The sequence below is a fragment of the Streptomyces sp. NPDC101178 genome (assembly GCF_044767965.1).
Taxonomy (GTDB): Bacteria; Actinomycetota; Actinomycetes; order Streptomycetales; family Streptomycetaceae; genus Streptomyces.
The window spans coordinates 146,077-172,627 of sequence record NZ_JBIWOZ010000006.1; the positions used below are offsets into that span (position 1 = coordinate 146,077).

Sequence of the window (26,551 nt, forward strand, 5' to 3'; positions counted from 1 at the left end):
TCAGGCGGTCAGGCGGTCAGGCGGTCAGGCGGTCAGGGCCAGCCGGGTGCCGAGGCCGATCATCATCGCGGCGACCAGTCCGTCCAGCACGCGCCACGACGACGGACGGCCGAGCACGCCGCTGAGCAGCCGGGCGCCGAAGCCGAGGGCGGCGAACCAGCAGACGCTGGCGAGGACCGCGCCGAGTCCGAAGGTCCAGCGCCGCGGACCCTGGTCGGCGGCGACGGAGCCGAGGAGGAAGACCGTGTCGAGGTAGACGTGCGGGTTGAGCCAGGTCATCGCGAGGCAGGCGAGCACCACGCCCCGCTTCGCCCCCGAAGGCGCGTCCTGGGCGAGGAGGGCCGACGGGCGGAAGGCACGGCGCGCGGCGAGGAGGCCGTAGCCGATCAGGAACACGCCGCCGAGCAGGGAGACCACGGTCAGGGCGGACGGCCAGGCCACGACGACGGCGCCGACGCCGGCGACCCCGAGGGTGATGAGGACGGCGTCGGAGAGGGCGCAGATGGCGACCACGGCGAGAACGGCCTCCCGGCGGACGCCCTGGCGCAGGACCAGGGCGTTCTGGGCGCCGATGGCGACGATCAGGGAGAGGCCGGTACCGAACCCGGCGGCCGCGGTGGTCAGAGCGTTGGTCATGACCCAGACGCTAGGCAGGTCCGGCATCCGTGTACAGCTAATGATTCTTACGTATCATTAGCTGCTGTGATGTCGGAACTGCCACTCGACCAGGTGCGGACCCTGCTGGCCGTCGTCGACGAAGGCACCTTCGACGCGGCTGCCAACGCCCTGCACGTGACGCCGTCGGCGGTCAGTCAGCGCGTGAAGGCCCTGGAGCAGCGCACCGGCCGGGTGCTGCTGATGCGGACGAAGCCGGTGCGGCCCACCGAGTCCGGCGAGGTCGTGGTCCGCTTCGCCCGGCAGCTGGCCCGGCTGGAGCAGGACGCGCAGGCGGCGCTCGGGATGTCCGGACCCGGCGAGCCGACGCGGGTGACGATCGCGGTGAACTCCGACTCCCTGGCGACCTGGTTCCTGCCGGCTCTCGGCCGCGTGCCGGAGGAGCTGGGCATCTGTTACGAGCTGCGCCGGGAGGACCAGGACCATACGGCAGCGCTGCTCCGCGAGGGGCTGGTGATGGCGGCGGTGACCTCCTCGCCCGAGGCCGTGTCCGGCTGTTCGGTGCGGAGTCTGGGCCGGATGCGCTATCTGCCGGTGGCGACGGCGGCCTTCGCCGGGCGGTGGCTCGGGCTCGGTACGGGGACTCCGTTGCGCGAGCTGATCGCGGACGCGCCGGTGGTGGACTTCGACCGGCGCGACGACATCCAGGACTCCTTCGTCCGCGCGCTCGGGTGCGGTCGGCGGGCGGGTGCGCGGCGCCACTTCGTACCGACGTCGGAGGGGTTCGTGGACGCCGTGGCCGCGGGGATGGGCTGGGGCATGCTGCCCGGTGTCCATGCCCGTCCGCTGCTGGACACCGGCCGCCTGGTCCTCCTCGCCCCGGACCGGCACATCGACGTCCCGCTGTACTGGCAGCAGTGGAAGCTCGACTCACCGGCGCTCGCCACCGTGGCCGGGGCGGTCGTGGCGGAGGCCGCCGAGGCGCTCGACGGGGCCGCTTAGGATGACGGGTCCCTCCCCCAGGCCCAAAGCGCCCGGGGGCCACCCCGAGTGACCCGGAGGCGTACCCCTTGCGCGTGCTGCTGGTGGAGGACGACGACGACCTGCGGGCCGTGATCGCGGCGGGGCTGCGCGAGGCGGGGTTCGCCGTCGACGGTGCGGACGACTGGCCGGAGGCGGACGTGATGCTGTACGTCACCGCGTACGACTGTGTGGTCCTGGACCGGATGCTGCCCTCCGGCGACTCCCTCACGCGGCTGGAGAGCAGGCGCCGGGCGGGCTGGTCGGTGCCCGTGCTCTGCCTCACCGCTCTGGACGCCCTGGACGACCGGGTGCACGGGCTGGAGAGCGGGGCGGACGACTATCTGGCCAAGCCGTTCGCGATGCGTGAGCTGGTCCTGCGGGTGCGCAGCCTGACCCGGCGGGCGGCCGAGCGGCTACCCGCCTTCCTGAGCTGCGCCGACGTGGTGATGGACCTGGCGCGGCGTGAGGTGCGGCGGGGCGGGGTGCTGCTCTCGCTGAGCCCGAAGGAGTACGCCGTGCTCCAGCAGCTCCTGGTCCACCAGGGCAGCGTCGTCACGCGGACGGCGCTGCTGGAGCACTGCTGGGACGAGATGGCCGACCCGGTCTCCAATGTGGTGGACGCGGTCCTCGCCGGAGTGCGGCGCAAGCTCGGCAGCCCGTCTCTCGTGCGGACCGTGCGGGGCCAGGGGTTTCTGATGGGCCCGGCGTGAGGCGCACGAGAGGCACCGGGTCGGCGTGGCGCGGCTCTCCGGCCCGGAGGCGGCTGCGCCGGCTCCAGCTGCGGCTGACCGCCGCGTACACGCTGATCACCGTCGCCGGGCTGAGCTGTCTGTCCTGGCTGGTGATCCGCACCGACGACCGGTCCCGGGAGGCCGCCGAGTACGACGAGATGCGCCGCCGGGCAGCCGTCGCGGCCTCGCTCGTCTACTACCAGGACGACCGCATCCGCCTCGACGGCCTGGCCGACGACGAGGCGACCGCCGGCACGCCGCAGATCGTGGTGCTGGAGGAGCGGCCCGGTGGCGGTCCGGCCGTGGTGTTCCGGGGCAGCGTCCAGCAGTTCGACGTACCGGCCGCGGCGCTCACCCGGGCGGCGGGTTCGGCGATGCGTACGGAGGAGACCGTGCGTCAGGAGGCCCGCGACCGTACGGGCGGTCCTGTCCGGCTGCTGGCCGTGCCCTTCTGGCACGACGCGACCGACGAGGTGGCGGGCGCGGCCGTCGCGGTCGGGGATCCGGCGTACGGGTCGGCCGAGCACCGCAGTCTGGTCCTCTCGCTCGTCGTCGGGTGCGCCGCGCTCACCACACTGGCCGCGCTCACCGGGCATGTGCTCTCCGGGCGGTCCATGCGGCCCGCCTGGCAGGCGCTGGAGCAGCAGGAGCGGCTGCTCGCCGACGCGGCGCACGAGCTGCGGACGCCGGTGGCGGTGATGCGCGGCTCGGTGGAGATGGCCGAGCACGGGACCGGCGGGCCGGAGGCCCATCTGCCGAGGATCCGTCGGGCGGCGGACCGGATGGACCAGGTGGTGGAGAACCTGCTGACGCGGGGCCGGCTGGAGGCCGCCGTGGACTCCGTACGGGCGGAGCCGCTGCGGCTGGACCAACTCGTGGAGGAGGTGTGCGCCGAGCTGCCGGAGGGCGGGCACCGGATGGAGCTGCGGCTGGAGGAGTCGGTGGTCGCGGCGGACGCGGCGCTGGTGCGGGTGGCCGTGCGCAACCTGCTCGACAACGCCGTACGCCATGGCCGTACGCCCGGGGAGGCGAGCGGGGCCGAGGTGCTCGTGGCCGTGCGCGGACCGGAGGTCTCGGTCGCCGACCGGGGTGCAGGGGTGGAGCCCGGGCGGCTGCCGGAGCTGATGGAGCGGTTCCGCTCGCCGGGCGGCGGTACGGGCATCGGCCTCTCGCTGGTGGGCCGGGTGGCCCGCGCTCATCGGGGCGGCCTCACCGTGCGTGCCCGGCCGGGCGGCGGTGCGGTGTTCGTACTGCGGCTCGCGCCGGCCCGGTCGCGGCGGAGACGGAAGGGCGACGGGTGACGCTCACGATTCGCTCATGATCGGCCGTCCATGATGCGGAGGCAGGTACACGGACCACGCACAGGAGCCTCCCCATGCCCCAGCACGCCGCCACCCCGTTCCTCCGCCGCCGCTCCACACTCGCGGCCCTGGCCGGCGGGGTCGCCGTGACGGCCGGCGCGGGTTTCCTGCTCTCCAGCGCCTTCGCGGCCAAGCCCGCGCCGAAGGTCGTCCTCCCGACGGCCAACGCCACCTTCGACTACCAGATCGGCGGGGCCTACACCCCGCCCGCCGGGGTCAAGGCGCTCTCGCGCGACCGGGGCGCCAAGCCCGTGCGCGGTCTGTACAACGTCTGTTACGTCAACGCCTTCCAGACCCAGCCGGACGCGATGGACTGGTGGCAGAAGCAGAACCCGGACCTGCTGCTGCGCGACGGCAGCGGCACGCCGGTCAACGACGAGGCGTGGGGCGAGGCGCTGCTGGACACCTCGACGGCCGCCAAGCGGACCCGGCTCGCGAAGATCGTCGGCGGCTGGATCGACGGCTGCGCGAAGTCCGGGTTCCAGGCGGTGGAGCCGGACAACCTGGACTCGTACGAGCGCTCCGGAGGCCGGCTCACGCGGGCGCACAACGCGGCGTTCGCCAAGCTGCTGGCCACGCGGGCGCACGCGGCGGGGCTGGCGATCGGCCAGAAGAACACCACGGACCTGCTGGGACAGCGCAAGAGCATCGGCTTCGACTTCGCGGTCGCCGAGGAGTGCGGGCGCTACGACGAGTGCGCCGACTACGCCACCGCCTACGGCAACAAGGTCTTCGTCATCGAGTACACCGCCCGCGACTTCTCCAAGGCCTGCTCGGCCGTCGGCTCGAAGCTCTCCGTGGTCCAGCGTGACCTCGACGTCCGGCCCGCGGGCCGGAAGGGGTACGTCTTCCGCACCTGCTGACCCGCCCGCGCACCCATCAAGGGCGGGGTTCGGGTTTCCGGCGGGAGCCGACCGTGAAGAGGGCGCCTTCCAGGTCGGCGATCATCGATTCGGGTCCGTCGTCCGGGGAGAGGGTCGGCGGCGCGACCTCGCCGCCGGCCTTCCGGGCGGCCTCGGTGGCCGCCGTCAGGTCGTCGACCCGGAAGCGGACGTGCCACCGGGGGCGCAGCCGGGGGTCGGGGGACGCACCGTCGCCGCCGCCGCGCAGGGTGGCGACGGTGAGCCCGCCCTGGCGGACGACGACGGTGTCCTGCTGGTACACATAGCCGACCTCGCAGCCGCCGGGGTCGTGCGGGTCCCAGCCGAAGACCTCGGAGTAGAAGATCGCGGCGTCGAAGGCGTGGCTCGTGCGGAGTTCGAGGGAGGCGGGTGCGCTGCCGCGTCCGATGGACCAGGGCGGTGTGCGGCCCTCCCAGAAGCCGAACCCGGCCCCTTCGCGGTCGGCGGCGACGGCCCCTCTGCCGGGGCCGAGCCGGATCGGTCCGACGGCGATGGTGCCACCGCGTTCCCGTACGCGGGCGGCGGTGGCGTCCACGTCGGCGACGGCGAAGTACGGGGTCCAGGTGGTGGCGGTCGGCAGACCGGGCCCGATCCGGCCGATCCCGGCGACGGGCAGCCCGTCGGCGTGCGCGACGGTGAACCCCTCGCCCAGGGTGCCGGAGCGGAAGTCCCAGCCGAGGACGGCCGTGTAGAAGTCCTGTGCGGCGCGCGGGTCCCTGGTCATGAGACTGACCCAGCAGGGAACGCCGTGCACAGGGGGGGTCCGCTCGGCCTCCGTCATCGGGATCCGTCTCCTCGCCGGAACAACGTGCCCTCCATACCTACGCTGCCGGGGTCGGCGGCGCCACCCGGGCGTCGCCCGCCCACCGGGAATGGTCAGAGACTCCCCAGGTGCCGGGCGGCCGTGCGCCAGGCGGCGGTGACGGCTTCGCGGGCGGTGGCGGTCGCTGCGTCGACGCCCATCGGCAGGTGGAGCGGCGCGCCCAGGTGGACGTGGAGGCGGGGGCGGCGAGCGGGGGCGGTGAGGAATCCGGCGATCTGCTTGGCGACCGAGCCGGAGGTCACCCGGCGGGCGCCGGCCTGCCCGAGGGGGACGACGGGCGCGCCGGACGCGTGGGCCAGGCGGGCGAGGCCGCTGCGGAAGCTCTCCGGCGGCGCCTCGGCCGCATCCGTGCGCGGCGGGATCCGGCCCTCCCCGTAGATGAGGACGTGCCGGCCCGACCGGAGCGCGGCGGCGGCCGTGTCGAGAGCCTCGGCTGCCCGGTGGGTGCCCCGGTGTACGGGGACGTGGCCGCCGCTCTCCAGGAGCCGGCCGAGGACCGGGACGCGCCAGAGGCCGGCGGTGGCCAGGACGACCGGTTCGACGTCGAGGCGGAGCAGCGCGGCGAGGACGACGCCGGGGTCGGCGAGGGAGGTGTGGTTGGCAACGATGATGGAGCCGGGGACCGGGGCGGCGGTGTGGTCGGAGGTGACCGTGAGGCGGCCGAGGCAAGGGATGACGGCGGCTGCGACGCTGCTGAGCACGGTTCTCCTGAGGTCCTGGTGGGGTGGCCTGGGCGGTCGTGATCATCGTCGCGGCGGCGTGGGCCTTCGTCCTGAGTGCGGATACTCAGCCGGGGGTGGGTGGGGTGCTCGGCCCGCACGCCACGCCCGGCGGAAAAGGGTGCGCGGGGCGTACGGCCTGGCGGCAGACTGCGAGGGTCGCCGATGCTGCCTCCCGACGCGGTCAGGGGGCGTTCTTTGAGGAGTTGCCCGTATGAGCCCCGGTGCTTCCATGCCCTCCGTCCCCTCTCCGGCCTTCGACGTCCCGGACGCCTTGGTCGCGTCGTACGGTGCGCCCGGCGATGCCCGGGGCCAGGCGTGGCTGGCCGCGCTGCCCCGGCTGGCGGCGGAGTTCCTGGGCCGCTGGGAGCTCCGTCGGGACGGGCAGGTCGCCCACGGCATGGCCGGGCTGGTGCTGCCGGTGGTCCGCGCGGACGGTACCCGCGCCGTGCTCAAGCTCCAGCCGCCCGGTGAGGAGAACGCGGGGGTGGCCGCCGGGCTCCGGGCCTGGGACGGCGGCGGGGTGGTGCGGCTGGTCGAGGTCGATCCGGTGGCGGGTGCCCAGTTGCTGGAACGGCTGGACGCGGGGCGTCCGCTGTCGGCGGAGCCGGACGACGCGGTGGTGATGAGGGTGCTGGCCGGGCTCATGGCGCGGCTGTCGGCGGTGCCCGCGCCGCCGGGGATGCGCCGGCTCGGCGATATCGCCGCCGCGATGGTGGCGCGGGCGCCCGGGGCGCTGGTGCTGCTGCGTGATCCGGCGGAGCGGGAGCTCGTACGCACCTGTGCGGCGGCCGTGGCCGAACTGGCCGGCGAGGCGGGTGACCGGCTGCTCCACTGGGATCTGCACGACGGCAACGCGCTGGCCGGTGAGCGTGAACCGTGGCTCGCGATCGACCCGGAACCGCTGGCCGGGGACCCGGGGTTCGAGCTGTGGCCCGCCCTGGACATCCGCTGGGAGAGGGTGGTGGAGGGCGGGGTGACGGGCCCGGTGCTGCACCGGTTCGACCAGCTCACCGAGACGCTGGCGCTGGACCGGCGGCGGGCCACCGGCTGGACGCTCGGCCGGGTGCTGCAGAACGCGCTCTGGGACATCGAGGACGGGAGGACGGCGCTGGAACCCGCCCAGGTCGCCCTCGCCGCGACCCTGCTGGAGCACCGGGCCGGATGATCCGGCGCCGGGACGGTCGTGGCGGCCTCAAGACCGCCCCCGGACACCGCGACGGCGTCCGGGGGCGGTTTCCTCGTACGCGATCAGACCGCCAGCCACACCGCCGTGTCCTTGGGCAGCCGGCCGTCCTCGTCCAGGGGGTTGCTGGCCAGCAGTACGCCGGTGTGCGCGGGGAGGTCGGCGGGGCTCTCGGCCAGGTTGACCACGCAGACCAGGCCGGAGCCGCGGGCGAAGACGAGGACGTCCCGCTCCTCGCTCAGCCAGCGCAGCTGTCCGGTGTGGAGTTCGGGCAGCGAGCGCCGCTGCCGCAGGGCCTCGCGGTAGAGGGCCAGCATCGAGTCGGGGTCGGTGGCCTGGAGGTCGGCGGCGCGGGAGGCCCAGTCCGCCGGGAGCGGCAGCCAGGGTTCCACCGCGGAGCCGAAGCCCGCGTACGGTTCGTCCGCCGCCCAGGGCAGCGGGGTGCGGCAGCCGTCGCGGCCGGGGGCGCGGCCCTGGGAACGGAAGTACATCGGGTCCTGGATGCGGTCCAGCGGTACGTCGGCCTCCGGCAGACCCAGCTCCTCGCCCTGGTAGAGGTAGACGGAGCCGGGCAGGGCGAGCGAGAGGAGGGCGGCGGCGCGGGCGCGGCGGGTGCCGAGTTCCGGGTCGCTGGGGACGCCGAACGCCTTCGCGGTGAAGGCGAAGCTGGTGTCCTCGCGGCCGTAGCGGGTGACGGTGCGGGTGATGTCGTGGTTGCAGAGGACCCAGGTGGCGGGGGCGCCGACCGGGGCGTGTTCGGCGAGGGTCTCGTCGATGGACCGGCGCAGCCGCTCGCCGTCCCAGGGGCAGCTGAGAAAGCTGAAGTTGAAGGCGGTGTGCAGCTCGTCGGGGCGGAGGTAGCGGGCGAAGCGCTCGGAGTCCGGGAGCCAGACCTCGCCGACGAAGATGCCGTCGAACTCGTCCGCGATGGCCCGCCAGCCCCGGTAGATGCCGTGCAGCTCGTCGCGGTCGACGTACGGGTGCGGTCCCGGGTGTCCGGCGAGGTCCGGGAGCGCCGGGTCCTTGGCGACGAGGGCGGCGGAGTCGATGCGGACCCCGGCGACACCGCGTTCGAACCAGAAGCGGAGGACGTCCTCATGCTCCTGGCGTACGGCCGGATGGGCCCAGTTGAGGTCGGGCTGTTCGGTGGCGAAGAGGTGGAGATACCACTCGCCGTCCGCGACCCGGGTCCACGGCACTCCGCCGAACTCGCTCTCCCAGTCGTTGGGCGGCAGTTCGCCGTCCTCGCCGCGGCCGGGCCGGAAGTGGAAGAGTGCGCGTTCCGGGCTGCCGGGGCCCGCCGCCAGCGCCGCCTGGAACCAGACGTGCTGGTCGGAGACGTGGTTCGGGACGATGTCGATGATGGTCCGGATTCCCGCCTGCCGGGCCTCGGCGATGAGCTTCTCGGCCTCCGCGAGCGTGCCGAAGGCCGGGTCGATCACCCGGTAGTCCGCGACGTCGTAGCCACCGTCCGCCATCGGCGAGAGGTACCAGGGCGTGAACCACAGCGCGTCGACGCCGAGTTCGGCCAGGTAGGGCAGCCGGGACCGCACACCCGTCAGATCGCCGGTGCCGTCGCCGTCGCCGTCGGCGAAGCTGCGGACGTAGACCTGGTAAATGACGGCCGAGCGCCACCAGTCGTCGGCGGCAAGCAGGCTGCCTTCCATAAGGCGGGTTCCTTTCGGACGGGGCGCGGTCGCCGGCGGGGTGTGCCGGTCCGCGCAACAGGGAGGAGCTGGAGGTTCTGACGCCGCCGCCCCGGAGCGGGGCGGGAAGGCCGGGGGCGGCGGCGGGTCGAAGGGGCCCACGGTGCGGCCGGTCGGCCGTCCCTTGGTGCGGCCGGTCGGTCAGCCCTTGGTGCTGCCCGCGCTGATCCCGGCGATGATGTGCCGCTGGAAGACCAGGAACATCAGGACCATCGGGATGCTCGCGATGACCATGGCGCCGATCAGCACCGTCAGGGGCACGTTCTGGGAGAGCTGGACCAGGGCGACGCTGATCGGTTGTTTCTCGGTGTCGGAGAAGACCATCAGGGGCCAGAGGAAGTCCTGCCACACAGCGACGAGCGCGAAGATGGAGACGACGCCGAGCACCGGCCGGGACAGGGGCAGCACGATGGACCGGAGCGTACGGAGCTTTCCCGCGCCGTCGATCTCGGCGGCTTCCAGGACGTCGCGCGGGATCTGGTCGAAGAACCGTTTGAGCAGGTAGAGGTTGAAGGCGTTGGCGACGGCCGGCAGCCAGATGGCCAGCGGGTCGTTCAGCAGGTTGACGTGGATCAGCGGCATGTCCGCGATGGTCAGGTACTTCGGTACGACGAGAGCCTGGACCGGGACCATCAGGGTGGCGAGGATGCCGCCGAGGATCACCTTGCCGAAGGCGGGCTTCAGCTTGGACAGGGCATAGGCGGCGGCCGTGCAGAAGACGATCTGGAGCACCCAGGCGCCGGTCGCCTGGACCACCGTGTTCCACAGGTGGGTCGGCAGCCGCATCAGGTCCCAGGCGTCGGTGTAGCCGGTCACCTGCCACTGTTCGGGGACCAGGGTGGGCGGGGTGCGGACCGCTTCCTCGGGCGGCTTCATCGCGCCCGTGACCATCCAGTAGACGGGGAAGAGGAACGCGAAGGCGAAGAGGACGACGACGAGGGCGAACACCGACCAGTACGTGGCTTTGCCGCGCCGGCCGGCGAGGGCGAGCGGGGAGACGAGGGTGCGTACGGAGCGCTCGGCGGGTGCGTCCGCCGGCCGCCCGGCGAGGGCGGCGGCGGGCTGCTGTACCGGGGGCGGAGCTGTCCGGGTCATGGTGGGCGGCCGCTCCTCTCAGTCGGTGCGGGTGAGTCGCAGATACAGGGCGGAGAAGGCGGTGAGCACCAGCAGGAGCATCACGCTGAGGGCGGACGCGCCGCCGAAGTCGTTGTAGAGGAACGCGTACTTGTAGATCAGGTAGAGCACGGTGACGGTGGAGTTCTCCGGCCCGCCGCCGGTGATGACGAAGGGTTCGGTGAACACCTGCATCGTCGCGATGACCTGGAGCAGCATCAGCATCAGGATGATGAAGCGGGTCTGCGGGATGGTGACGTGCCGGATGCGCTGCCAGAGCGAGGCGCCGTCCAGCTCGGCCGCCTCGTAGAGCTCGCCGGGGATGCCCTGGAGCGCGGCGAGGTAGATGAGGACGGTGCCGCCCATGTTGGCCCAGGTGGCGACGATGACGAGGGAGACCAGCGCGGTGTCGGCGCCGTTGGTCCAGTTCGAGGTGGGCAGGTGGAGGAAGCCGAGCACCTCGTTCGCCAGACCCGCGCCCGGATCGTAGAACCACTTCCACAGCAGGGCGCTGACCACCGGCGGGATCATCACCGGCAGGTAGACGACGACGCGGAAGAACGCCTTGGCGTGGCGGAGCTCGTTGAGGACGAGGGCCATGACGAACGGGATGGCGAAGCCGATGACCAGCGCGAGCACGGTGAAGGTGAGCGTGTTGCGCCAGGCCGCCGCGAACTCCGGGTCCTGGAAGACCCGGGTGAAGTTGGCGGTGCCCACCCACTGCGGGTCGGAGCCGGGTGTGTACTTCTGGAACGCGATGATCACCGACCGGATGGCCGGGTACCAGGAGAAGAGGATGAAGCAGAGGAGACCGCCGGTCAGGAAGGCGTAGGCGGTGGCCTGGTCGGCGATCTTCCGGCGGAGCGGGGAGAGGGGCCCGCGGCCCGCCGGGCGGGCGCCCCCCGGAGGGGGCGTCGCGCCGGCGGGCCGCGTCACCGCGGGTGGAGCGGGCTGGGACGTGGTCTTCATGGCTCAGCCCCGGGTCAGGATTCCGTCGATCTTCGACTGGGCGTCCTTGAGGAGCTGGTCGATGTCGGCGTCCTTCTTGGTTAGCACCGCGGAGACGGCGCCGTCGAGGACGGCGTAGATCTGCTGGCCGTGCTTGGGCTCCAGCTTCATGTCGAGCTGCTGGCCGCCGTCGATGAACGCCTGGTAGTTCTCCACCGGTACGTTGGCGGAGGCCTTCTTCAGCTCCTGGTCCTTGGTGTCGGTGGCGCCGGTGAACAGGCGCGGCTCGGGCAGGCCGACCGGCGACTTGTCCTCTGCGGCGCGGGCGTAGTTGTTCATGTAGCCCTGGCCGGGGGTGAGGAAGGTCCACTCCAGCCACTTGAGACCGGCCTTGATCTGCTCGGGGGTGGCCTTCTTGTTGAACATGTAGCCGTCGCCGCCCATGAGGGTGCCCTCGCCGCCGGGCATCGGGGCGAACGCGAGGTCCTCGTACTTCCCGCCGGCCTCCTTCACGATGCGCGGCACGTTGTCCGGGGCGGCGAGGTACATGCCGAGCTTGCCGGAGCCCATCATCTGGAGGGTGTCGTTGATGATGAGGAGCTGCTTGCTGCCCATGGAGTTGTCGCGCCAGCGCATGTCCTTGAGGTTCTGCAGGACCGCCTTGCCCTCGGGGGTGTCGACGGTGGCCTTCTTGCCGTCCTCGCTGACGACCGAGCCGCCCTGCGAGTAGATGTGGGCGGTGAAGTGCCAGCCGCCCTGGTTCTGGGCGCTGTACTCGGCGAAGCCGACGGTGCCGTTGCCGAGGCCCGCGATCTTCTTGGCGGCGGCCTGGACCTCGGGCCAGGTGGCCGGCGGCTTCTCCGGGTCGAGGCCGGCCTTGGTGAAGAGGGCCTTGCTGTAGAGCAGGCCCATGGAGTAGTTGGTGCGCGGGACGCCGTAGATCTTCCCGTCGACCGTGTACGCGTCACGCAGGGGCTGGGCTATGTCCTTGTACGCCTTGAGGTCCTTGACGTACTCGGTGATGTCGGCGGCCTGGTTGATGGAGACGACCCGCTCGGTGTCGGTGAAGTACGTGTAGAACACGTCCTCCATCTGACCGCCGGCCAGCTTCGCGTCGAACGTCTTGGGGTCCTGGCACGGGAAGGCGTCGCGCGCGGTGATGTCGATGTCCGGGTTCTGCTTCTCGAACGTCTTGACGTCCTCGTCGAACCGCTGGTGGTCGATCTTCGCACTCGGCTGGGGCCAGCAGTTGACCGTGATGCGCGTCTTGCCGTCCGCGGCGCTCTCGCCCTCGGAGTTGCAGGCTGCCAGGCCGGTGACGGCCAGTGCGGTGGCGACGGCGGCGGTGCAGGTACGACGAAGAACGGAACTTCTCATCGGTGGACCCCTTTAGGGCAGGAGTGCGGGAAGCCCACAGCCCCGAGCTGTGCGGCGGACCACACTCAACCACCGCCGACGAATGTCCGCAAGATGTCACGTTGATTTCGTAAATCATTGACAGCTCTCGGCCGTCGCGCATGACAAGCGCCCGCAGAAGTGCGGCCACGAGGCTGTACACCGAGGGGTGGATCCGGCTATTACGGGCACGACGGCTGCGCAACGTTCGCAAGCGGCAGCGGGAGCGGGGGCACCCGGCGGTACGGGACCCGCGGAGGGGTGCGGTGGCGTGCGAGGAGGAGCGGGGAGGCGCGGGGACGTCCGGGATATGCCCCCGCGATGCTTCCGGCGTGGTTTCGGAGGGGTTACGAGGGTCGGATCGGCAGCGCTGACGCACCTGGCCGTCGTCCGTCACCGGCGGGCTGGGAGCGCTCTCCGCACGGATGTGCGGGCCGCTCACCGGGGCAGGGGCGCGTCTTTCAGCACCTGCCGCCGGGTGGCCGCGGTGACACCGGTGCCCCGTCGGGCACTCGGCCGTACCGCGGCCTCACCCACTCTCGCCGACGACGGTTCTTCAGTAAGCCATCGCGTCGGATACGCAAGAATATGGCAATAGTTGCAAGACGTTTATCGTCTCGTGATGGACGCACGGCGTGACGCCGGTTTCCATCTCCTGGCGGTCCGCTCTGTCCGCGCCTGCTCTAGCGGAAGGCGGCGGCCGACCGGGCGCCGCCGAAGTCGACCGCGCGGTCCGCGTCGCGCAGGACCTCCTCGGCCACGCGCCGTACCTCGGCGAGCACGTCTCCCTGCTCCTCCACGAGGCCGGCGTAGATCGGTGCTTCGGTGCTGTCTGCGGAACTCATGCGGATTTCCCTGTCAGGTCTGGTGCGAAAAGCCCCGCCGGTCGGCGGAGCGGGGGCGAGTGTACGTGGTGGGCGGCGGAGGCCGCGATTCCCGGTCCGGGGACCGAGACGCCCCCGGACCTGCCGGAACGACGACCGGACCGCGGTCCCGGCGGCTGCCGGAGGCGGCCCGTCACCGCATGCCGCGTCCGGTTCAAGGCTGTTGCGGGCGAGAGGCGGACGTCCCGTGGGTGCGGCGGCGCCGGGCTGCGGGCAGGGGCCGGTGGCCCTCGGTCCACTCGTTCACCCAGCCGCAGCCCGAGCAGGCGTACCGGCCGTCGAGCCCGGCGATCTGGGTGCCGCACCGGGCGCATCCGATGAACGTGATCTCCGGGTGTGCCGTCACCGGCTCGGCGCGGGGCTGCTTGCCGGACTCCGGAGTGCCGTCCACCGTCATCGCCCGGCCGCGCGCGGGCCGGGCGGCACATCGCTCCACGCCCATGAGCCGGGCCAGGCACCTGCTACGCGTACGAAGTTCGTCATGGCAGCAACGTAACGCAGGGGTCTGACAGCGCCCTCGGCCTCCTGGCGGCCGGGGCCACGGGCCCGGGTTCGCCAGGTTCTCCGTACACCCTTGATCCGTATGCTCCGTCCTTGATCCGTATGCTCCGGCCTTGATCTGTACGCCGTCGGCCTGATCCGTATGCCAAGACCCCGAGGAGAACACCTGTGCCTTCCCCGACCCCCTCCCCCACCGTCGGCGTCCTGCTGCCGCGCGATCTGCCGACCGACCTGATCCTGCCGTTCGCCCGCCGGGCCGAGGAGCTGGGGTTCGGCTCGGTGTGGGTGGTGGAGGACCTCGGGTTCCGCGGCGGGATCGCCCAGGCTGCCGCCGTACTGGCCTCCACCTCCCGGATCAGGGTCGGCATCGGGCTGCTGCCCGCCGGAGCCCGCAACGTGGGGTTCGCGGCCATGGAGATCGCCTCGCTGGCCCAGCTCTTCCCGGGCCGGACCGACATCGGCGTGGGACACGGCATGCCGGGCTGGATGCGGAGCGTCGGACAGTGGCCCCGGAGCCCGCTCACCTTCCTGCACGAGTACATCGACGCCCTGCGCGCGCTCCTGCGCGGCGCGACCGTGGAGAGGCGGGGCCGGTACGTGCACCTCGACGGCGTCCGGCTGGAGAGCGATGCGCTGCCCGAGGTGGTGCCCGACATCCTGGCGGGCGTCCGGGGCCCCAAGTCCCTCGCGGTCTCCGGTGAGGTGGCCGACGGGACGATCCTCGCCGAGCCCGTCGCTCCCGAGTACGCGCAGGCGGCCCTCGGGCACATCGCCGCGACCCGCCCGCACCGCCTGGTCGCTTACAACGTCGCCTCGGTCGACGCCGATCCCGAGGCGGCTCTCGCCGCGGCGCGGCCCGGTCTCGAATGGGTCGGCGAGCCGGACTGGCACGCCCACATCGCCCCGCTCCCGATCGCCCGGGAGCTGGTGGAGCTGCGGGCGGCGTGCTCGACCCGGGAGGAGTTCACCCGCCGTCTGCCCGATGCCTGGGTGTCTCGGCTCACGGTCACGGGAACGCCGGAGACGGCCCGTGCCCGGCTGCGGGAGCTCGGTGGCGCGGGCGTCACCGATGCCGTGCTCGCCCCGGTCGGGCCGGACCCGCTCAAGGCCCTGGAGTCGCTCGCCGGCGTGCTCTGACGGGACCTTTCATCGGTGTCGACTTCCGATCGGACAGGGGACATTGTCAGCCGTTTCTGACTGTTTTTCGCTATGAACGGAGGCGGTGCGGCTCTGCGAGGCAGGATGGCCTCCGTGATGGGCAACCTCCCTGTCGTGACGACCAGCTTCGTCGGCCGCGACAGCGAACTGGACAGCATCGACCGGGCGCTTCGGGATCACCGGCTGGTCACTCTCAGCGGGAGCGGCGGGGTAGGCAAGAGCCGCCTTGCCCTGCGGACCGCCGAGCAGGTCCGGGACCGGTACCCGGACGGCGTGTGGTGGGCCGACCTCTCCCATCTGGACGACGATCAGCTGCTCACCTCGACGGTGTGCGACGGCGTCGGGCTGCTGGACCACAGTCCCCGCCGTCCGGTGGCCGCACTCTGCGAGTGGCTCTCCGACCGGAATCTGCTGCTCGTCCTCGACTGCTGCGAGCGCGTCGTCGACTCCTGCCGGCAGCTCGTCGCCGAACTGCTCTCCGCCGCACCGGGGCTGACCGTGCTGGCCACCAGCCGGCAGCCGCTCGGCGCGGAAGGCGAGCACGCCGTGGAGGTTCCGCCGCTCTCGGCGGGCGAGGACGGCGACGAGGCCGTCCGGCTCTTCCGCGATCGCGCCGCCATCGTCGTCCCGGGGCTCGTTCTCGACTCTCCGGGCGACACGGCCGCCGTGGCCGAGATCTGCCGCCGCCTCGAAGGGATACCGCTCGCCGTCGAGCTGGCCTGCGCGCAGCTCCGGGAGAGCAGCGCGCAGGAGATCACCGGGCGGCTGGCCTCCCGGCTGGACGCGCTGAGCGACGACACGCTCTGGCCCCGCCGCCACCGCGCGCTGCGCACCACGATCGGCTGGAGCCACGAGCTCTGCGCCCCGCTGGAGCGTCTGCTGTGGGCGCGGCTCTCCGTCTTCCGGGGCGTGATCATGGCGGCCGACGCCGAGGCGGTCTGCGCGGGCGGGCCGCTCGGTGCCGCGGAGGTCGCACCGGCGCTGGAGAGCCTCGCCGAGCAGTCCGTGCTCCGGCGCACCGGCGAGGGCTACCGGATGCTGGACACGCTGCGTGAGTACGGAGCGATGTGGCTCGCCGAACTGGCGGAGGACGCGCTCCTCACCGACCGGCACGCCCGGCACTTCGCGCAGACGGCCGTGCAGGCGCACACCGGCTGGCTGGGCCCCCAGCAGGTCGAGTGGTACCGCAGGGTCGCCTCCACCCACGCGGACCTCTGCGCCGCCCTGGAACACCTGCTGGCCGAGGATCCCGAGCGGGCGATGGAGATGGCCGGGTGCGCCGGTCTGTTCTGGAGCTGCTGCGGCCATCTGCACCAGGCCCGCTCCTATCTGGAACGGGTGCTGGCCCTGCCCCTCTCAGCCGGTCCGCACCGCACCCGCGCGCTCTGGGCCCTCGGCATCACGCTGACCCTCCAGGGCGACCACGAGGCGGCCCGCCGCGTCGGCAAGGAGTGCGAGGAGGCGGCCCGGCTCGGCCAGGGCGCCGAAGGGGCCCTTCTGGCGGCCCACTCGATGAGCTTCACCTACCTGATGATGGGCCGGCCGCAGACGGCGCACCTGGTCAGCGACCATGCTCTGCGGCAGAACCCCGGCGACCCCGCCGACGCCCCCTCCCAGATGCGGTGCCGGGTGATACGCCTCTTCGCCCTGTCGGCGCTGGGCCGCCTGGACGAGGCGTACGAGGAGGCGACGCGGCTCCAGCGGATAAGCCTGCGATTCGGCGAGCACTGGGCGCGGGCCTACGCCGATCACCAGCTCGCTCTCATCCACCTGCTCCAGGGCCGCCCCCGCCACGCCGAGAACCACGCCCGCGCGATGCTGGCCAGCAAGCACGAGCTCCACGACAGCCTCGGCATCGCCCTCGGCCTCGACCTCCTCGCCGGTGCCATCGCCGCCCAGGGGGACGGGGTCGCCGCGGCCCGCACCTCCGGCACAGGGCACACGTACTGGCGGATCATCGGCCACCCGCACCGCGGCACGCCCGAGCTCGGGGCGATCCGGGAGCAGTGGGAGCTCCGGGCGCGGCAGGCGGCCGGCAACACGGCGTACGAGAGCGCCTACCGCCGCGCCTCGGCCGACGACGCCGAACGCGGCCTGGCACACGCCTTGGAGCGACAGCTCCCTTCGTGACCGGCGGGTTCCACAGCTCCTTTCGTGAGCGGCGGGTTCCACAACACCCCTCAGCGAGCCGTTCCTCTGAGCCCCCGGCGGCGTGGCACTGATCCGCCGGACGGCCCACTAGCGTGGGCAGGCACCCCACGACCACCTGATGCTGAGCTCACGGCAGCTGGTAACCAGGGAGCTTTCGGGCGAATCGGGTCCGGGACACGGAAGCGGAGCCCGGCCTCCTTCCGTACGGCCTCTCTCAAGGCCCGGCCCGCCGTCCCGATCCCCCTTTCAGGAGGTACGCCCGTGCCCATTCGTCCCCTTCTGCGCGCCCCTTCCCGGCCGCTGCGGCGAAGAGCCGTCGTCGCCGCCGTGGCCGCCGCCTCGCTCGCCGGGCTGATGACCGGCCCGGCCCGGGCGGGGGGTGACGGGGGCGGCGGCCCGCACGGGCCGGCCGACCGCGAACTGCAGCGCAGGCTCCAGGCGCTGGTCGAGACGCCCGGCGGACCGCCCGGGGCCATCGCCGTGCTGACCACCGGTGGCCGGAGCGAGGTGTACCGGGCCGGTACGGCCGAGGTCGGGACCGGGCGGCCGCCGCAGCCCACGGACCACATGCGGATCGCCAGCGTGGCGAAGGCCTTCAGCGGCGCGGTCGCACTGCACCTGGCCGACCAGCGGCGCCTCTCGCTCGACGACACCCTCGGCCGGTGGCTGCCCCGGCTGCCCGCCGCCTGGCACCGGGTCACCGTCGGCCAGCTCCTCGACCACACCAGCGGGCTGCCGGACTACACCGAGTCGCCATCGTTCATCGCCGAGTTCGCGGCCGATCCGCGGCGGCACTTCGACTCGCGCAAGCTGCTGGGGTACGTCTCCGGGGAGCCGCTGCGGTTCCGGCCGGGTTCGGCGTACCGCTACTCCAACTCCGACAACATCGCCATGGCCCTGGTCGCCGAGGCAGCGACGGGCACGCCGTACGAGCGGCTGCTGGCCGAGATCGTCTACCGGCCGCTGGGGCTGCGCGCCACCTCGCTCCCCCAGGGATTCCGGCTGCCGGAGCCGTATCTGCACGGATACGACGTGGACCCGCGCAATCCGCCGGAGGACATCTCCACCGCGATCAGCGCCTCCGGGGTGTGGGCGTCGGGCGGCATCGTCTCCACGCCCGAGGACCTCGGCACCTTCATCCGCGCCTGGGCCGGCGGCCGGGATCTGAGCCCGCGGATCCGCCGTGAGCAGCTCACGTTCGTCGCGGGCGCTTCCGAACCGGCGGGCCCCGGGCGCAACGAGGCCGGACTCGCCCTCTTCGCGTACCGGACCAAGTGCGGAACGGTGTACGGCCACACCGGCAACTTCCCCGGCTACACCGAGCTCGCGGCGGCCACCAAGGACGGCAAGCGGTCGTTGACCGTCTCGCTCACCTCGCAGGTAAACAGCGCGACGAACCCGCGGTTGCTGGCCACCCTGCGCGGCCTCCAGGAGGACTTCGTCTGCCGGCTGCTGGAGCGGCGGAAGCCGCACGGAGCATAGGAGAAGGGGTACGCCGGGTGTCCGGCGTACCCCTTTCCCGCGTGTCGGTGACCCGTCCGGGGACGGTCAGTCGTTGTCGGTCTCCTCGCGGACGATGGTGTCGTTCTTGGCGTCCACGTCGAACGTGGTCTTCTTCCAGTCGGAGCCGACCACGTCGACCGACCAGACGACGCCGCTGCCGTCGTTGCCGTCGGCCTCGTCCAGGCTGACGGAGGTGACGGTCCCCTTCTTCTTCTCCGTGGCGACCTTGGCCGCCTGCTCGGGCGTCTGCGTGGCCTGGGCCAGCCGGTCGGCCGTCTGCTTCTTGTCCTCGGCGTCCTGGTCGGCGTCGACGCGGGCCTCGATCACCTTGCCGTCGACCGCGTTGATCCGCACGGTGTGGACCGTGCCGTCCTTCTCGGCCACCTCCGCGACCCAGACCGGCGCGTCGGCGCCCGGGCTCGCGTTCGGCGAACCGGTCGTGGCGGGGCTGCCGGTCGGGCTCGCGGTGCCGCCCGTCGGGCTGGGGCTGCCGGTCGTGCTGCCGGCCGGGCTGGGGCTCTCGTCGCGGTCGTCGTCGTCCACACCTTCCAGGTCCAGATCGACGAGCTTGCCGCCGGCCACTTCGCCGACCGCGGTCGTCGCGGCGTCGTCGAAGGTGACCTCGGTGGCGTCCAGCACCCTCTTGCGTTCCTGCTGGTCCTCGGTCAGGTCCGCGGTGGCCGACGGGGAAGCCGTCGTCTTCTGCGGAAGGACCTTCGCGGCTTCGGTGGCCGCGGACGTCGCACTGTCCGAGCTCTGACCACAGGCCGTCAGCAGGAGAGCGGCGGCCGCCAGGCAGGCGGCGGCGCCGGTCGCCCGGAGGTTGCGGGAGCGTGGGGAAAGACGGTCTTTTCGTCGGGGCTCAAGTCTCATGTACGCATGCCTAGCCCTCCCGGCGATCAGTCATGTTGTCCTACCGGTCGGAGTCACCCGATCGACCGGCCACCCTCCGCCCGTTGGCCGCCGCCCTCTCCCCGGGCGGCGCGCACCCGGGTGCGAAACAATGGGAGCAGGGCCCGGATTCCGTCGAGGCCCTGCCGGGAGGTCGCCATGGTGCACACAGAGCGTTACGAACTAGTCTTCCAGATGTCCGGCGCAGAGGACGATGTGGTCGCCGTCCGCCTGACGGACCGGAGCGGGGCGGGCGGATCTCCGGTGTACGAGGACGAGACGGGCATCGTCCGTGCCGAGATCAGCGACCGTGGCGAGGTCCGGATGCTCGCCAGCGGAGGACACCAGATCCCCGGCACCCCGCTCCTCGCCCGGCCGCTGAGCGAAGGCGTTCCCGGAAGGCGCTGAAACGGGAGAAGGCGCCGGGCGGGGCGGAATACGCGGTTGGGACGCACCGGATATACGAGTGGGGCGCACCGGCGAAACGGCGCGCCCCACGACGTCATGGTCACATCGAAGGCGACCTCATGTACAACTCCGCAGATCTCAGGTGCAACCCCACAGGGATACGGCGACACCCAGGATGGTCACCCCGACAGGGCCGGTCGCGACGGCCGCTCCGAGCCCGGTCACGCCAAGACTGGACGCGCACTTCCATACCTGCTGTTGCTGCTTGGAAGTGAGTGAAGGACCCGCGATGTACCGGTAGTTCTTTCCCTTGTAGGTGAAGCACCCCACCGAGGAGGAGCAGTACTGGGTTTTCGGCACTTCGCGAAATACCTTCTTGCCGCACTTGGAGCCCGGCGGGCAGTACTTCTTGGTCGTGACGCACTTCCCGGACGGTGCGCAGACACGCTTCGAAGCCGCCTCGGCGGGCGGTGCCGTGGCCATACTCAGCGGGAGCACCGCCAGCGCGGTGAACACCGCACCGGCGACCAGGCGTGAAGATTTTATGTTGCCGTGCGGTTGTGCTGTGGATGTGCTGTTCCCCATTGCAGCCTTCCGAAGTTCTCCAGCATCGATCGGTCCGGCGGCCTCACTCGGTCGAGTTGGTCGAAGGCCTGCCGGTGAGATCAATATGCCATACAGGCCGGGTACACCTATCCCCACCCCCGTCCGCCGACCGGCAGGTAATCGGGCATCAGAGAGGATCGACGCCAATTCCGTTCCGGCGGGGCAGAATTCGCGTAATAGCTCTGCCGATGGGCGCGTCGATAAACTTCACCCGTATCAGGTTCGGATTCCCCGGCCATGCCCTCGTCGCGAAACGAGGTGCACCGTACCGCTGCGGGTGGCTAGATTGACCGGCATGAGTGAGAGCTGGGACGCGGCGGACCGGGCCGTACTGACACTGCCCTCCGGGCGCCTGATCCGCGGCCGGGGGCTGCGCAATCCGCTGCCCGAAGGCCCAGAGCCGGAGTTCGCGGTGTATCTGCTGGGGCGTACGCCTCCGCCTGCCGGCTGGGAGTCGCGGTGGCTGCGGTGGCCGGACTTCCGGCTTCCGGCCGATCCGCACCAGGCCCGGGAGCTGCTGGAGGAGGTGTGGCGGCGGGCGCCCGACGAGCGGGTCGAGGTCGCCTGCGGCGGCGGGATCGGGCGGACCGGGACGGCGCTGGCGTGTCTGGCCGTGCTGGACGGGGTCCCCGCCGAGGACGCGGTGGCGTTCGTCCGGCGCGGATACCACCCGCGCGCGGTGGAGACCCCGTGGCAGCGACGTTACGTACGCAAGTTCGGCCGGGCCGGGTGACCTAGGGGGTGTACTCGACCCGGCCGCCGTCAGCGTGCGGAGAAGGTGGCGGGGACGGGCAGGGTGTTCCAGCGGTCGGCAGGCCAGGCGATGACGACGGCCCGGCCGACGACCTCGTCGACCGGGACCATGCCCTTGTTGCGGTCGTCGCTGTGGTAGCGGGAGTCCGCCGACGCCTGCCGGTGGTCGCCCATCACCCAGAGCTTGCCCTGCGGGACGGTGACCTTGAAGGTGCCCTTGTCGTCGTTGCTGCACGGGGTGTTGCCGGGGAACACATACGGTTCGTCCAGGGCCTTGCCGTTGACCTTCACCGGTCCGTCGCCCGCGCACTCCACGGTGTCGCCGCCGACGCCGATGACCCGCTTGATGAGGTCCTTCTCCTCGGCCGACGGCATCAGGCCGACGAAACTCAGCGCCTTCTGCACGGTGTTGGGCGGGTCGACGGCCACCTCGTCCAGCCAGCCGTCCGGGTCGTGGAAGACGATCACCTCACCGCGTTCCGGCTCGGATCCGAACCACGGGGTCAGCTTGTCGACGAGGACCCGGTCGCCCTTCTGCAGCGTGTTCTGCATGGACTCCGACGGGATGGAGAAGGCCTGGACGAGGAAGGTCTTGATCAGCAGGGCCAGGATCAGGGCGATCCCGATGAGGAGCGGGAGCTCCACCCAGAACGGCCGCTTCTTTCTCGTCCCCGCCCGCCGTGCACCCGCACGCACCATCTCGCCGCTCCTCGCCCCGCGTCCCGCGCACCCGCCCCGGTGGGGAACGGATCTTGTCGGGTCACTCTATGGGGCGCGGCGGACGCGCCGGGTGGCGGCCTCCGGCAGGCCGCGGACAGGCCTCAGGCGGTGGCGGGCGGTGCGGCGGGGGTGGCGTCGTCCGGCGGGACCGTGGCCCCGTCGCCGCCGCGCACCGCCTCGACCACGCTCTGGTGGAAGGCCCGGCTCTCCTCCTCGGAGGCGCACGGCACAGGGCTGCCCGCCAGGGTGAACCAGTCGGAGGAGCCGCTGTACTGCACGGCCACCGACGCCTGACCGTCGGACCACGTCGTATGCACCGTGAGGTCTCCGCTCAGGATGCCGGCTTCTTCGGTGCGGACTCCGCCTGTTCCCGCGAAGACACCGCTGGTCGTCCACGATGCCCAGCTCATGACGTGTCGCCTTTCGGACGATGACAAGCCTCTGCGGCGGACTGCTTTCGAGTATGGCACCGCTGTTGGGAGGGTGCACGGGGTGCGGAGGTGCTTGTTCCGCACCCCGTGGCTCAGGACCGTTCGCGTACGCCCCGGACGAAGGCCGCCTGGCCCGCGTGCTGGAGGTCCTCGGCGATGACGCTGATCAGCCGGGCACCCAGCGTCACCGGCGGTGACCAGGCCTCGTCGACGATGCGGTCGAGGGCCCGGTCGTCCAGTCCCCGGACGAAGGCGAGGGTCTGATCGTGGACGGCGTCGTAGTAGCCGAGGAGCAGGTCGGCGGAGTCGACGCGGACGGCACCGACCTCTTCGCTGCTGTGCCCGTACCCGGTCGCCGCCTCGTCGAACGGGAGCCCGAACCGCTCGGCCCAGCCCTTGGTGAGCCAGACCTGGCCGGTGGAGGCGGCGTCGGCGATGTGGTCGTCCTGGACCCGGGTGAGGTGCCAGACCAGCCAGGAGATCGAGTTCGCCCCGTCGTCGATCCTGGCATTGAGGTCGTCGGCCGAGAGCCCTTCGACGGCCCCGCGGACCGCTTCCCCGACCCGGTCGAACGCCTCCGCGAGCATGTTCGCACTGTTCATCCGTTCACCTTCGCCTCCGGTCCCGCGCGATCCGCGCTCCGACACACGCGCGCCGCCCGCCTTAGGATCGCCGCATGGTGCAGAGCCGCGCGGAAGACGTCGATCAGTACCTCACCGAGCTGCCGGAGGAGCGCCGGGCCGCACTCACCGAACTGCGCGCGCTGTGCCGCGCGGAGCTGCCGGGGTTCCGGGAAGTGATGGCGTACGGCATGCCCGCCTACGAGCGGGACGGGACCGGCGAGGTCGCCTTCGCGAGCCAGAAGCAGTACATCTCGGTCTACCTTCTGCGCTCCGATGTGCGCGACGCCTTCGCGGACCGGCTGGCGGGCCATGACACGGGCAAGGGGTGCCTCCGCTTCCGCACCCCGGAGAAGATCGACTTCACGCTCGTACGGGATCTGCTCCGGGCGACGGCGGCGACGCGGGGCCCTGCCGGCTGAGGCTTCCTACCGCAGCCCGTCCAGCCACTCGGTCAGCAGCCGGTTGACCTCGTCGGGGCGCTCCTGCTGGATCCAGTGGCCGCAGCCTTCGAGGATGTGCGCGGCGGAGAGGCCGGGCAGGGTGGCCGGGTAGGCGTCGATGGCGGCGGCCATCCATGTGGTGGAGGCATCGAGCGCGCCGCCGATGAAGAGGGAGGGCTGGGTGATGGGCGCACCGTGCCAGGCGGCGAGGTCCTCCCAGTCGCGGTCGATGTTGCGGTAGCGGTTGAGGGCGCCGGTGAGGCCGGTCCGTTCGAACTCGCCGCTGTAGACGTCGAGGTCGGCCTCGGTGAGCCAGGCGGGGAGCGGACCGGTGGGGAAGCGGTCGGCGAGGCGCGCTCCTGGTGGTACGAAGAAGAGCTTGCCGTGCTCCTCGGGGGTGAGGGTGCCGCCGGTCAGGCCGGTGTAGAAGCTGGCGAGCCAGCCGCGTACGTCCTGTTCGATCTCCGCCTCGGCCCGGCCGGCGGTCTGGAAGTAGCTGACGTAGAACTCCTCGTCCCCGCCGATCCGGGCGAAGCCGTCGGTGGGGCGGTGGTCGCCCCGGGGCGCGTAAGGGACGCTGAGCAGGCCGACGGCGGTGAAGACGTCCGGCCGGAGCAGCGCGCTGTTGGCGGCGATGGGCGAGCCCCAGTCGTGGCCGACGACCGTGGCGGTCTCCTCACCGAGGGCGTGGACGACGGCGGTGTTGTCGGCGACGTGGGCGAGCATGCGGTACGCGTCGGTGGCGGCGGGTTTCGCGGAGCGCCCGTAGCCCCGTACGTCGATGGCGGCGGCCCGGTATCCGGCGGCGGCGAGCGCGGGGAGCTGGTGGCGCCAGGAGTACCAGGACTCGGGGAAGCCGTGGACGAGGAGGACGAGGGGGCCGATGCCCTGCTCGACGAGGTGGATCCGGCCGCCGGGGGTGTCCACGAGGCGGTGGACCGCGCCCTTTTCGGCGGGGGTGGCGGGGTCCGTGGGGGGCTGCGGCACGGTTCCTCCTTGGACGCTCCAGGGGGTACGGAGCGTTCGTGACGGGTGCGGTGGGGCGGCCGGGCCTCAAGTCCGGCCCGGCCCGCCCGGTCACGATCATTCGCGGGCCTCAGCCGCCTGTACAAGGATCTTTGCCGTATCGGCAAAGGGAGGCGGGTCAGACGAGCAGCCGCAGCAGGTACGCGCAGGCGGTGGGCTCGTCCGGGTGGCGGGCGAGGATGTCGGCCTGGCCGCGTTGGTGTGCGCCGGTCTCCCAGCCGCCGTCCGCCGCCCGTCGCAGGAAGAGGAAGTCGGGCGGGGTGGGGGCCGGCTCGTGGACGCCTTCGATCCGGTAGTAGCCGCCGGGGATCGCGGCCTCCACAAGTGCGGCGTGCAGTGCCTGACGGTCCACGAGATGTTACGCGGCCGGCGTGAGGTAGCCGTGGTCCAGCAGCCACTTCACGTTCAGCCGCCGGCCCTCGCCCGGGTTCAGGAAGACCGGGTCGAGCTTGATCTGCTGGCCGCCGCCGGGCTGCTCGAACCACGGGGCGATGCTGCCCTGCCAGACCCAGAAGGGCTTCGCCACCTTGTAGACGCGGTAGTCGCAAGGGGTAGCCGCTTCGCGGGTGTTGAGGTTCTGCGGGGGCAGCGCACGCTCGGCGTAGGCATCGCCGGCCGGGGCCAGGTAGCCGCCGTACTCCGAGCCGAAACGGTCCAGGCGCTGGCCGGTGCGGAGCTTGGCGGGCTCCTTGTCGATCTCGCCGTTCACCTCGCCGAAGCCGTCGTTGGGCGGGTACTTCCAGCTTCCGGTGTCCGCGGGCCCCTCCCAGTACTTCTTGAGGAAGGCCTGCGGAGAGAGGTCTCCGGTGCGCTGGTAGCCCTTGAGGAGCGGGCCGACCGGGGCCAGGCGGTTGTTCGGCAGCCACTTGGGACCGAGCCGGGCGTCGCCGCGGTGCTCGCCGGTGCAGGGTTCGTGCCGCTCGGCGGCGACCGGTGCGCCGGGCTGCGGCGCGGCGTTCGCGGCGGGTGCGGAGATCAGTCCGGCGGTGATGCCGAGCGCGGCAAGTACGGTACGCATGCGGTTCATTCAGGGATCCCCTCGAGCACTGATGATCAATCAGACAGCTGACGAAGGGTAACCGCTCGGCTACCTGGAGCATCCGCGCCATGCCGGATCCTGCCGCTCCGCACCGGGACGGCATCGCGCCCCGGCCGGGTGCAGCTGCGGCCCGGCCGGGGCGCGATGGGTGGAACAGTGCCTGCGGCTAGCTGACGTTGACGTCGATGCAGGCGTAGAAGGCGTTGACGGTGTCCGCGATGTTCCAGACCGCGAGCACCTTCTGCTGACCGGTCTTGTCGCCGAAGTCGACCTGGTGGGTGACGGTCGCACCGGGCTGCGCGCCGCCGTCGTCGAACTCGGCGATCTTCTCGCCGCCGACGAAGTACTGCCAGGTGCTGGTGGAGTGGCGGGCGGTGATCTTCCACTCGAACTCCTGCGAGCGGTTCACCGGGGTGACCGCCCAGCCCTTGGAGTCGTCGTCGAGCTCGGCGAACCCGCTGTTGCCGCCGCTGCAGCTGGTCAGCCCCTTCGGGCCCTCGACGCTCTGCGGTTCGTAGCTGATCGAGCCGCAGCTGACCGTGCCGGCGGCGCACTGGGCCTGCCTGCTCGGCGGGTTGGAGATGTAGCCGTGGGCGCTGGCGGAGCTCGCCGGGAGGCTCAGGGCGAGGACCGGGGCGAGAACGGCACCGACGGCGAGGGCGGTCTTCCTCTTCGTGTGCATGTTTCTCCTTCACCTGAGACCGCACCGCGCGGTGGCGGGCCGTGGGGGGCCCGGAGTCGGCGGCGAGGCCTCGCTAGTGTGGGGCCTACGAGGCGCGAAGTGCTGCAAGTCCCTTACCGGACAGGCTTGATGACCGGTGCCGGAAAGGCCTTGCACTTGGCCTAGACCATACTCACCGTCGCGTACTCGTCAAGGGAGCGGTGCGTGTGACGG

The 26,551-nt window shown here is 71.9% G+C and carries 29 protein-coding genes; 11 read left to right on the forward strand and 18 right to left on the reverse strand.

What is annotated here, in order from left to right:
* Window positions 1–24: 24 nt before the first annotated feature.
* Window positions 25–636 (reverse strand): LysE/ArgO family amino acid transporter, encoded by a 612-nt coding sequence (locus ACIRR8_RS18990; protein ID WP_404065834.1) that lies wholly within the window; start codon window positions 634–636, stop codon window positions 25–27.
* Window positions 637–702: 66 nt separating this feature from the next.
* On the opposite strand from ACIRR8_RS18990, the gene ACIRR8_RS18995 reads away from it, so the two are divergent.
* The 4 genes from ACIRR8_RS18995 to ACIRR8_RS19010 all read left to right on the forward strand — a co-directional run bounded on the left by ACIRR8_RS18995 (window position 703) and on the right by ACIRR8_RS19010 (window position 4,593).
* The gene (locus ACIRR8_RS18995; RefSeq protein WP_404065836.1) at window positions 703–1,617 is read left to right on the forward strand and encodes a LysR family transcriptional regulator ArgP; all 915 of its coding nucleotides are present in this window, start codon (window positions 703–705) and stop codon (window positions 1,615–1,617) included.
* Window positions 1,618–1,685: 68 nt separating this feature from the next.
* A complete protein-coding gene (locus tag ACIRR8_RS19000; RefSeq protein WP_404065839.1) occupies window positions 1,686–2,348 on the forward strand; it encodes a response regulator transcription factor in 663 nt (220 codons plus the stop codon).
* A complete protein-coding gene (locus tag ACIRR8_RS19005; RefSeq protein WP_404065842.1) occupies window positions 2,345–3,670 on the forward strand; it encodes a sensor histidine kinase in 1,326 nt (441 codons plus the stop codon). The genes ACIRR8_RS19000 and ACIRR8_RS19005 overlap by 4 nt, the downstream gene beginning before the upstream one ends.
* Window positions 3,671–3,744: 74 nt before the next feature.
* Entirely contained in the window at window positions 3,745–4,593 is an 849-nt protein-coding gene (locus ACIRR8_RS19010; protein ID WP_404065844.1) for an endo alpha-1,4 polygalactosaminidase, read from the forward strand.
* 16 nt (window positions 4,594–4,609) lie between these two features.
* Here the strand turns inward: ACIRR8_RS19010 and ACIRR8_RS19015 are convergent, their stop codons facing one another.
* The gene (locus ACIRR8_RS19015; protein WP_404065847.1) at window positions 4,610–5,413 is read right to left on the reverse strand and encodes a VOC family protein; all 804 of its coding nucleotides are present in this window, start codon (window positions 5,411–5,413) and stop codon (window positions 4,610–4,612) included.
* 95 nt (window positions 5,414–5,508) lie between these two features.
* Window positions 5,509–6,156: a lysophospholipid acyltransferase family protein gene (locus tag ACIRR8_RS19020; protein ID WP_404065850.1), complete on the reverse strand. Its 648-nt coding sequence runs from the start codon at window positions 6,154–6,156 to the stop codon at window positions 5,509–5,511.
* A gap of 250 nt (window positions 6,157–6,406) precedes the next feature.
* Here ACIRR8_RS19020 and ACIRR8_RS19025 point away from each other — a divergent pair, with 250 nt between their 5' ends.
* Complete coding sequence (locus tag ACIRR8_RS19025) at window positions 6,407–7,342, forward strand: aminoglycoside phosphotransferase family protein (RefSeq protein WP_404066556.1); 936 nt, start codon at window positions 6,407–6,409, stop codon at window positions 7,340–7,342.
* An 83-nt stretch (window positions 7,343–7,425) separates the two neighbouring features.
* Here ACIRR8_RS19025 and ACIRR8_RS19030 read toward each other — a convergent pair whose 3' ends face one another.
* The 6 genes from ACIRR8_RS19030 to ACIRR8_RS19055 form a co-directional block, all read right to left on the reverse strand.
* Window positions 7,426–9,027 carry a glycoside hydrolase family 13 protein gene (locus ACIRR8_RS19030; RefSeq protein ID WP_404065853.1) on the reverse strand — a complete coding sequence of 534 codons (1,602 nt, stop codon included), beginning with the start codon at window positions 9,025–9,027 and terminating at the stop codon, window positions 7,426–7,428.
* 180 nt (window positions 9,028–9,207) lie between these two features.
* On the reverse strand, window positions 9,208–10,161 hold the full coding sequence (locus ACIRR8_RS19035; RefSeq protein ID WP_404065856.1) for a carbohydrate ABC transporter permease: 954 nt from the start codon (window positions 10,159–10,161) through the stop codon (window positions 9,208–9,210).
* Window positions 10,162–10,179: 18 nt separating this feature from the next.
* A complete protein-coding gene (locus ACIRR8_RS19040) occupies window positions 10,180–11,148 on the reverse strand; it encodes a carbohydrate ABC transporter permease (RefSeq protein ID WP_404065859.1) in 969 nt (322 codons plus the stop codon).
* 3 nt (window positions 11,149–11,151) lie between these two features.
* On the reverse strand, window positions 11,152–12,504 hold the full coding sequence (locus tag ACIRR8_RS19045) for an ABC transporter substrate-binding protein (protein ID WP_404065862.1): 1,353 nt from the start codon (window positions 12,502–12,504) through the stop codon (window positions 11,152–11,154).
* Window positions 12,505–13,205: 701 nt separating this feature from the next.
* Window positions 13,206–13,367 carry a hypothetical protein gene (locus tag ACIRR8_RS19050; protein ID WP_356750640.1) on the reverse strand — a complete coding sequence of 54 codons (162 nt, stop codon included), beginning with the start codon at window positions 13,365–13,367 and terminating at the stop codon, window positions 13,206–13,208.
* 193 nt (window positions 13,368–13,560) lie between these two features.
* Entirely contained in the window at window positions 13,561–13,848 is a 288-nt protein-coding gene (locus ACIRR8_RS19055; protein ID WP_404065866.1) for a hypothetical protein, read from the reverse strand.
* Between the two features lie 227 nt (window positions 13,849–14,075).
* Here ACIRR8_RS19055 and ACIRR8_RS19060 point away from each other — a divergent pair, with 227 nt between their 5' ends.
* From ACIRR8_RS19060 to ACIRR8_RS19070, 3 genes are all read left to right on the forward strand, one after another.
* Window positions 14,076–15,044, forward strand: coding sequence for an LLM class flavin-dependent oxidoreductase (locus tag ACIRR8_RS19060; protein ID WP_404065869.1), 969 nt, complete (start codon window positions 14,076–14,078; stop codon window positions 15,042–15,044).
* Between the two features lie 117 nt (window positions 15,045–15,161).
* On the forward strand, window positions 15,162–17,195 hold the full coding sequence (locus tag ACIRR8_RS19065; RefSeq protein WP_404065872.1) for an ATP-binding protein: 2,034 nt from the start codon (window positions 15,162–15,164) through the stop codon (window positions 17,193–17,195).
* A gap of 375 nt (window positions 17,196–17,570) precedes the next feature.
* Window positions 17,571–18,698 (forward strand): serine hydrolase domain-containing protein, encoded by a 1,128-nt coding sequence (locus ACIRR8_RS19070; RefSeq protein ID WP_404066559.1) that lies wholly within the window; start codon window positions 17,571–17,573, stop codon window positions 18,696–18,698.
* A gap of 66 nt (window positions 18,699–18,764) precedes the next feature.
* On the opposite strand, the gene ACIRR8_RS19075 is transcribed toward ACIRR8_RS19070, so the two are convergent.
* Entirely contained in the window at window positions 18,765–19,592 is an 828-nt protein-coding gene (locus ACIRR8_RS19075; protein ID WP_404065875.1) for a PepSY domain-containing protein, read from the reverse strand.
* Between the two features lie 177 nt (window positions 19,593–19,769).
* On the opposite strand from ACIRR8_RS19075, the gene ACIRR8_RS19080 reads away from it, so the two are divergent.
* The gene (locus ACIRR8_RS19080; protein ID WP_404065878.1) at window positions 19,770–20,018 is read left to right on the forward strand and encodes a DUF6296 family protein; all 249 of its coding nucleotides are present in this window, start codon (window positions 19,770–19,772) and stop codon (window positions 20,016–20,018) included.
* A 138-nt stretch (window positions 20,019–20,156) separates the two neighbouring features.
* Here the strand turns inward: ACIRR8_RS19080 and ACIRR8_RS19085 are convergent, their stop codons facing one another.
* The gene (locus ACIRR8_RS19085; protein WP_404065881.1) at window positions 20,157–20,603 is read right to left on the reverse strand and encodes a hypothetical protein; all 447 of its coding nucleotides are present in this window, start codon (window positions 20,601–20,603) and stop codon (window positions 20,157–20,159) included.
* Window positions 20,604–20,919: 316 nt separating this feature from the next.
* Here ACIRR8_RS19085 and ACIRR8_RS19090 point away from each other — a divergent pair, with 316 nt between their 5' ends.
* Entirely contained in the window at window positions 20,920–21,357 is a 438-nt protein-coding gene (locus ACIRR8_RS19090) for a protein-tyrosine phosphatase family protein (protein WP_404065884.1), read from the forward strand.
* Window positions 21,358–21,386: 29 nt separating this feature from the next.
* Here ACIRR8_RS19090 and lepB read toward each other — a convergent pair whose 3' ends face one another.
* The 3 genes from lepB to ACIRR8_RS19105 form a co-directional block, all read right to left on the reverse strand.
* The gene (gene lepB / locus ACIRR8_RS19095; protein ID WP_404065887.1) at window positions 21,387–22,076 is read right to left on the reverse strand and encodes a signal peptidase I; all 690 of its coding nucleotides are present in this window, start codon (window positions 22,074–22,076) and stop codon (window positions 21,387–21,389) included.
* A 122-nt stretch (window positions 22,077–22,198) separates the two neighbouring features.
* On the reverse strand, window positions 22,199–22,507 hold the full coding sequence (locus tag ACIRR8_RS19100; RefSeq protein WP_404065889.1) for a hypothetical protein: 309 nt from the start codon (window positions 22,505–22,507) through the stop codon (window positions 22,199–22,201).
* Between the two features lie 113 nt (window positions 22,508–22,620).
* Window positions 22,621–23,130 carry a DinB family protein gene (locus ACIRR8_RS19105; RefSeq protein WP_404065892.1) on the reverse strand — a complete coding sequence of 170 codons (510 nt, stop codon included), beginning with the start codon at window positions 23,128–23,130 and terminating at the stop codon, window positions 22,621–22,623.
* Window positions 23,131–23,204: 74 nt separating this feature from the next.
* Between ACIRR8_RS19105 and ACIRR8_RS19110 the strand changes: the two genes are divergently transcribed.
* Window positions 23,205–23,570 carry an iron chaperone gene (locus ACIRR8_RS19110; protein WP_404065895.1) on the forward strand — a complete coding sequence of 122 codons (366 nt, stop codon included), beginning with the start codon at window positions 23,205–23,207 and terminating at the stop codon, window positions 23,568–23,570.
* Window positions 23,571–23,576: 6 nt separating this feature from the next.
* On the opposite strand, the gene ACIRR8_RS19115 is transcribed toward ACIRR8_RS19110, so the two are convergent.
* The 4 genes from ACIRR8_RS19115 to ACIRR8_RS19130 all read right to left on the reverse strand — a co-directional run bounded on the left by ACIRR8_RS19115 (window position 23,577) and on the right by ACIRR8_RS19130 (window position 26,338).
* Window positions 23,577–24,578 carry an alpha/beta fold hydrolase gene (locus ACIRR8_RS19115; protein ID WP_404065898.1) on the reverse strand — a complete coding sequence of 334 codons (1,002 nt, stop codon included), beginning with the start codon at window positions 24,576–24,578 and terminating at the stop codon, window positions 23,577–23,579.
* A gap of 157 nt (window positions 24,579–24,735) precedes the next feature.
* Window positions 24,736–24,969, reverse strand: a complete 234-nt coding sequence (locus tag ACIRR8_RS19120) for a hypothetical protein (protein ID WP_404065900.1) — start codon at window positions 24,967–24,969, stop codon at window positions 24,736–24,738.
* A 6-nt stretch (window positions 24,970–24,975) separates the two neighbouring features.
* Window positions 24,976–25,644 carry a TNT domain-containing protein gene (locus tag ACIRR8_RS19125; protein ID WP_404065902.1) on the reverse strand — a complete coding sequence of 223 codons (669 nt, stop codon included), beginning with the start codon at window positions 25,642–25,644 and terminating at the stop codon, window positions 24,976–24,978.
* Between the two features lie 178 nt (window positions 25,645–25,822).
* Window positions 25,823–26,338 carry a lytic polysaccharide monooxygenase auxiliary activity family 9 protein gene (locus ACIRR8_RS19130; protein ID WP_404065905.1) on the reverse strand — a complete coding sequence of 172 codons (516 nt, stop codon included), beginning with the start codon at window positions 26,336–26,338 and terminating at the stop codon, window positions 25,823–25,825.
* Between the last annotated feature and the right edge of the window lie 213 nt (window positions 26,339–26,551).

Coding starts and splice junctions, on each gene's coding strand:
- ACIRR8_RS19075 (WP_404065875.1), bottom strand. CDS start 19,592: ATGAGACTTGAGCCCCGACGAAAAGACCGTCTTTCCCCACGCTCCCGC.
- ACIRR8_RS19025 (WP_404066556.1), top strand. CDS start 6,407: ATGCCCTCCGTCCCCTCTCCGGCCTTCGACGTCCCGGACGCCTTGGTC.
- ACIRR8_RS19110 (WP_404065895.1), top strand. CDS start 23,205: ATGGTGCAGAGCCGCGCGGAAGACGTCGATCAGTACCTCACCGAGCTG.
- ACIRR8_RS19045 (WP_404065862.1), bottom strand. CDS start 12,504: ATGAGAAGTTCCGTTCTTCGTCGTACCTGCACCGCCGCCGTCGCCACC.
- ACIRR8_RS18990 (WP_404065834.1), bottom strand. CDS start 636: ATGACCAACGCTCTGACCACCGCGGCCGCCGGGTTCGGTACCGGCCTC.
- ACIRR8_RS19065 (WP_404065872.1), top strand. CDS start 15,162: ATGGGCAACCTCCCTGTCGTGACGACCAGCTTCGTCGGCCGCGACAGC.
- ACIRR8_RS19130 (WP_404065905.1), bottom strand. CDS start 26,338: ATGCACACGAAGAGGAAGACCGCCCTCGCCGTCGGTGCCGTTCTCGCC.
- ACIRR8_RS19030 (WP_404065853.1), bottom strand. CDS start 9,027: ATGGAAGGCAGCCTGCTTGCCGCCGACGACTGGTGGCGCTCGGCCGTC.
- ACIRR8_RS19080 (WP_404065878.1), top strand. CDS start 19,770: ATGGTGCACACAGAGCGTTACGAACTAGTCTTCCAGATGTCCGGCGCA.
- ACIRR8_RS19125 (WP_404065902.1), bottom strand. CDS start 25,644: ATGAACCGCATGCGTACCGTACTTGCCGCGCTCGGCATCACCGCCGGA.
- ACIRR8_RS19100 (WP_404065889.1), bottom strand. CDS start 22,507: ATGAGCTGGGCATCGTGGACGACCAGCGGTGTCTTCGCGGGAACAGGC.
- ACIRR8_RS19085 (WP_404065881.1), bottom strand. CDS start 20,603: ATGGGGAACAGCACATCCACAGCACAACCGCACGGCAACATAAAATCT.
- ACIRR8_RS19040 (WP_404065859.1), bottom strand. CDS start 11,148: ATGAAGACCACGTCCCAGCCCGCTCCACCCGCGGTGACGCGGCCCGCC.
- ACIRR8_RS19010 (WP_404065844.1), top strand. CDS start 3,745: ATGCCCCAGCACGCCGCCACCCCGTTCCTCCGCCGCCGCTCCACACTC.
- ACIRR8_RS19055 (WP_404065866.1), bottom strand. CDS start 13,848: ATGGGCGTGGAGCGATGTGCCGCCCGGCCCGCGCGCGGCCGGGCGATG.
- ACIRR8_RS19070 (WP_404066559.1), top strand. CDS start 17,571: ATGACCGGCCCGGCCCGGGCGGGGGGTGACGGGGGCGGCGGCCCGCAC.
- ACIRR8_RS19105 (WP_404065892.1), bottom strand. CDS start 23,130: ATGAACAGTGCGAACATGCTCGCGGAGGCGTTCGACCGGGTCGGGGAA.
- ACIRR8_RS19090 (WP_404065884.1), top strand. CDS start 20,920: ATGAGTGAGAGCTGGGACGCGGCGGACCGGGCCGTACTGACACTGCCC.
- ACIRR8_RS19015 (WP_404065847.1), bottom strand. CDS start 5,413: ATGACGGAGGCCGAGCGGACCCCCCCTGTGCACGGCGTTCCCTGCTGG.
- ACIRR8_RS19035 (WP_404065856.1), bottom strand. CDS start 10,161: ATGACCCGGACAGCTCCGCCCCCGGTACAGCAGCCCGCCGCCGCCCTC.
- lepB (WP_404065887.1), bottom strand. CDS start 22,076: ATGGTGCGTGCGGGTGCACGGCGGGCGGGGACGAGAAAGAAGCGGCCG.
- ACIRR8_RS19050 (WP_356750640.1), bottom strand. CDS start 13,367: ATGAGTTCCGCAGACAGCACCGAAGCACCGATCTACGCCGGCCTCGTG.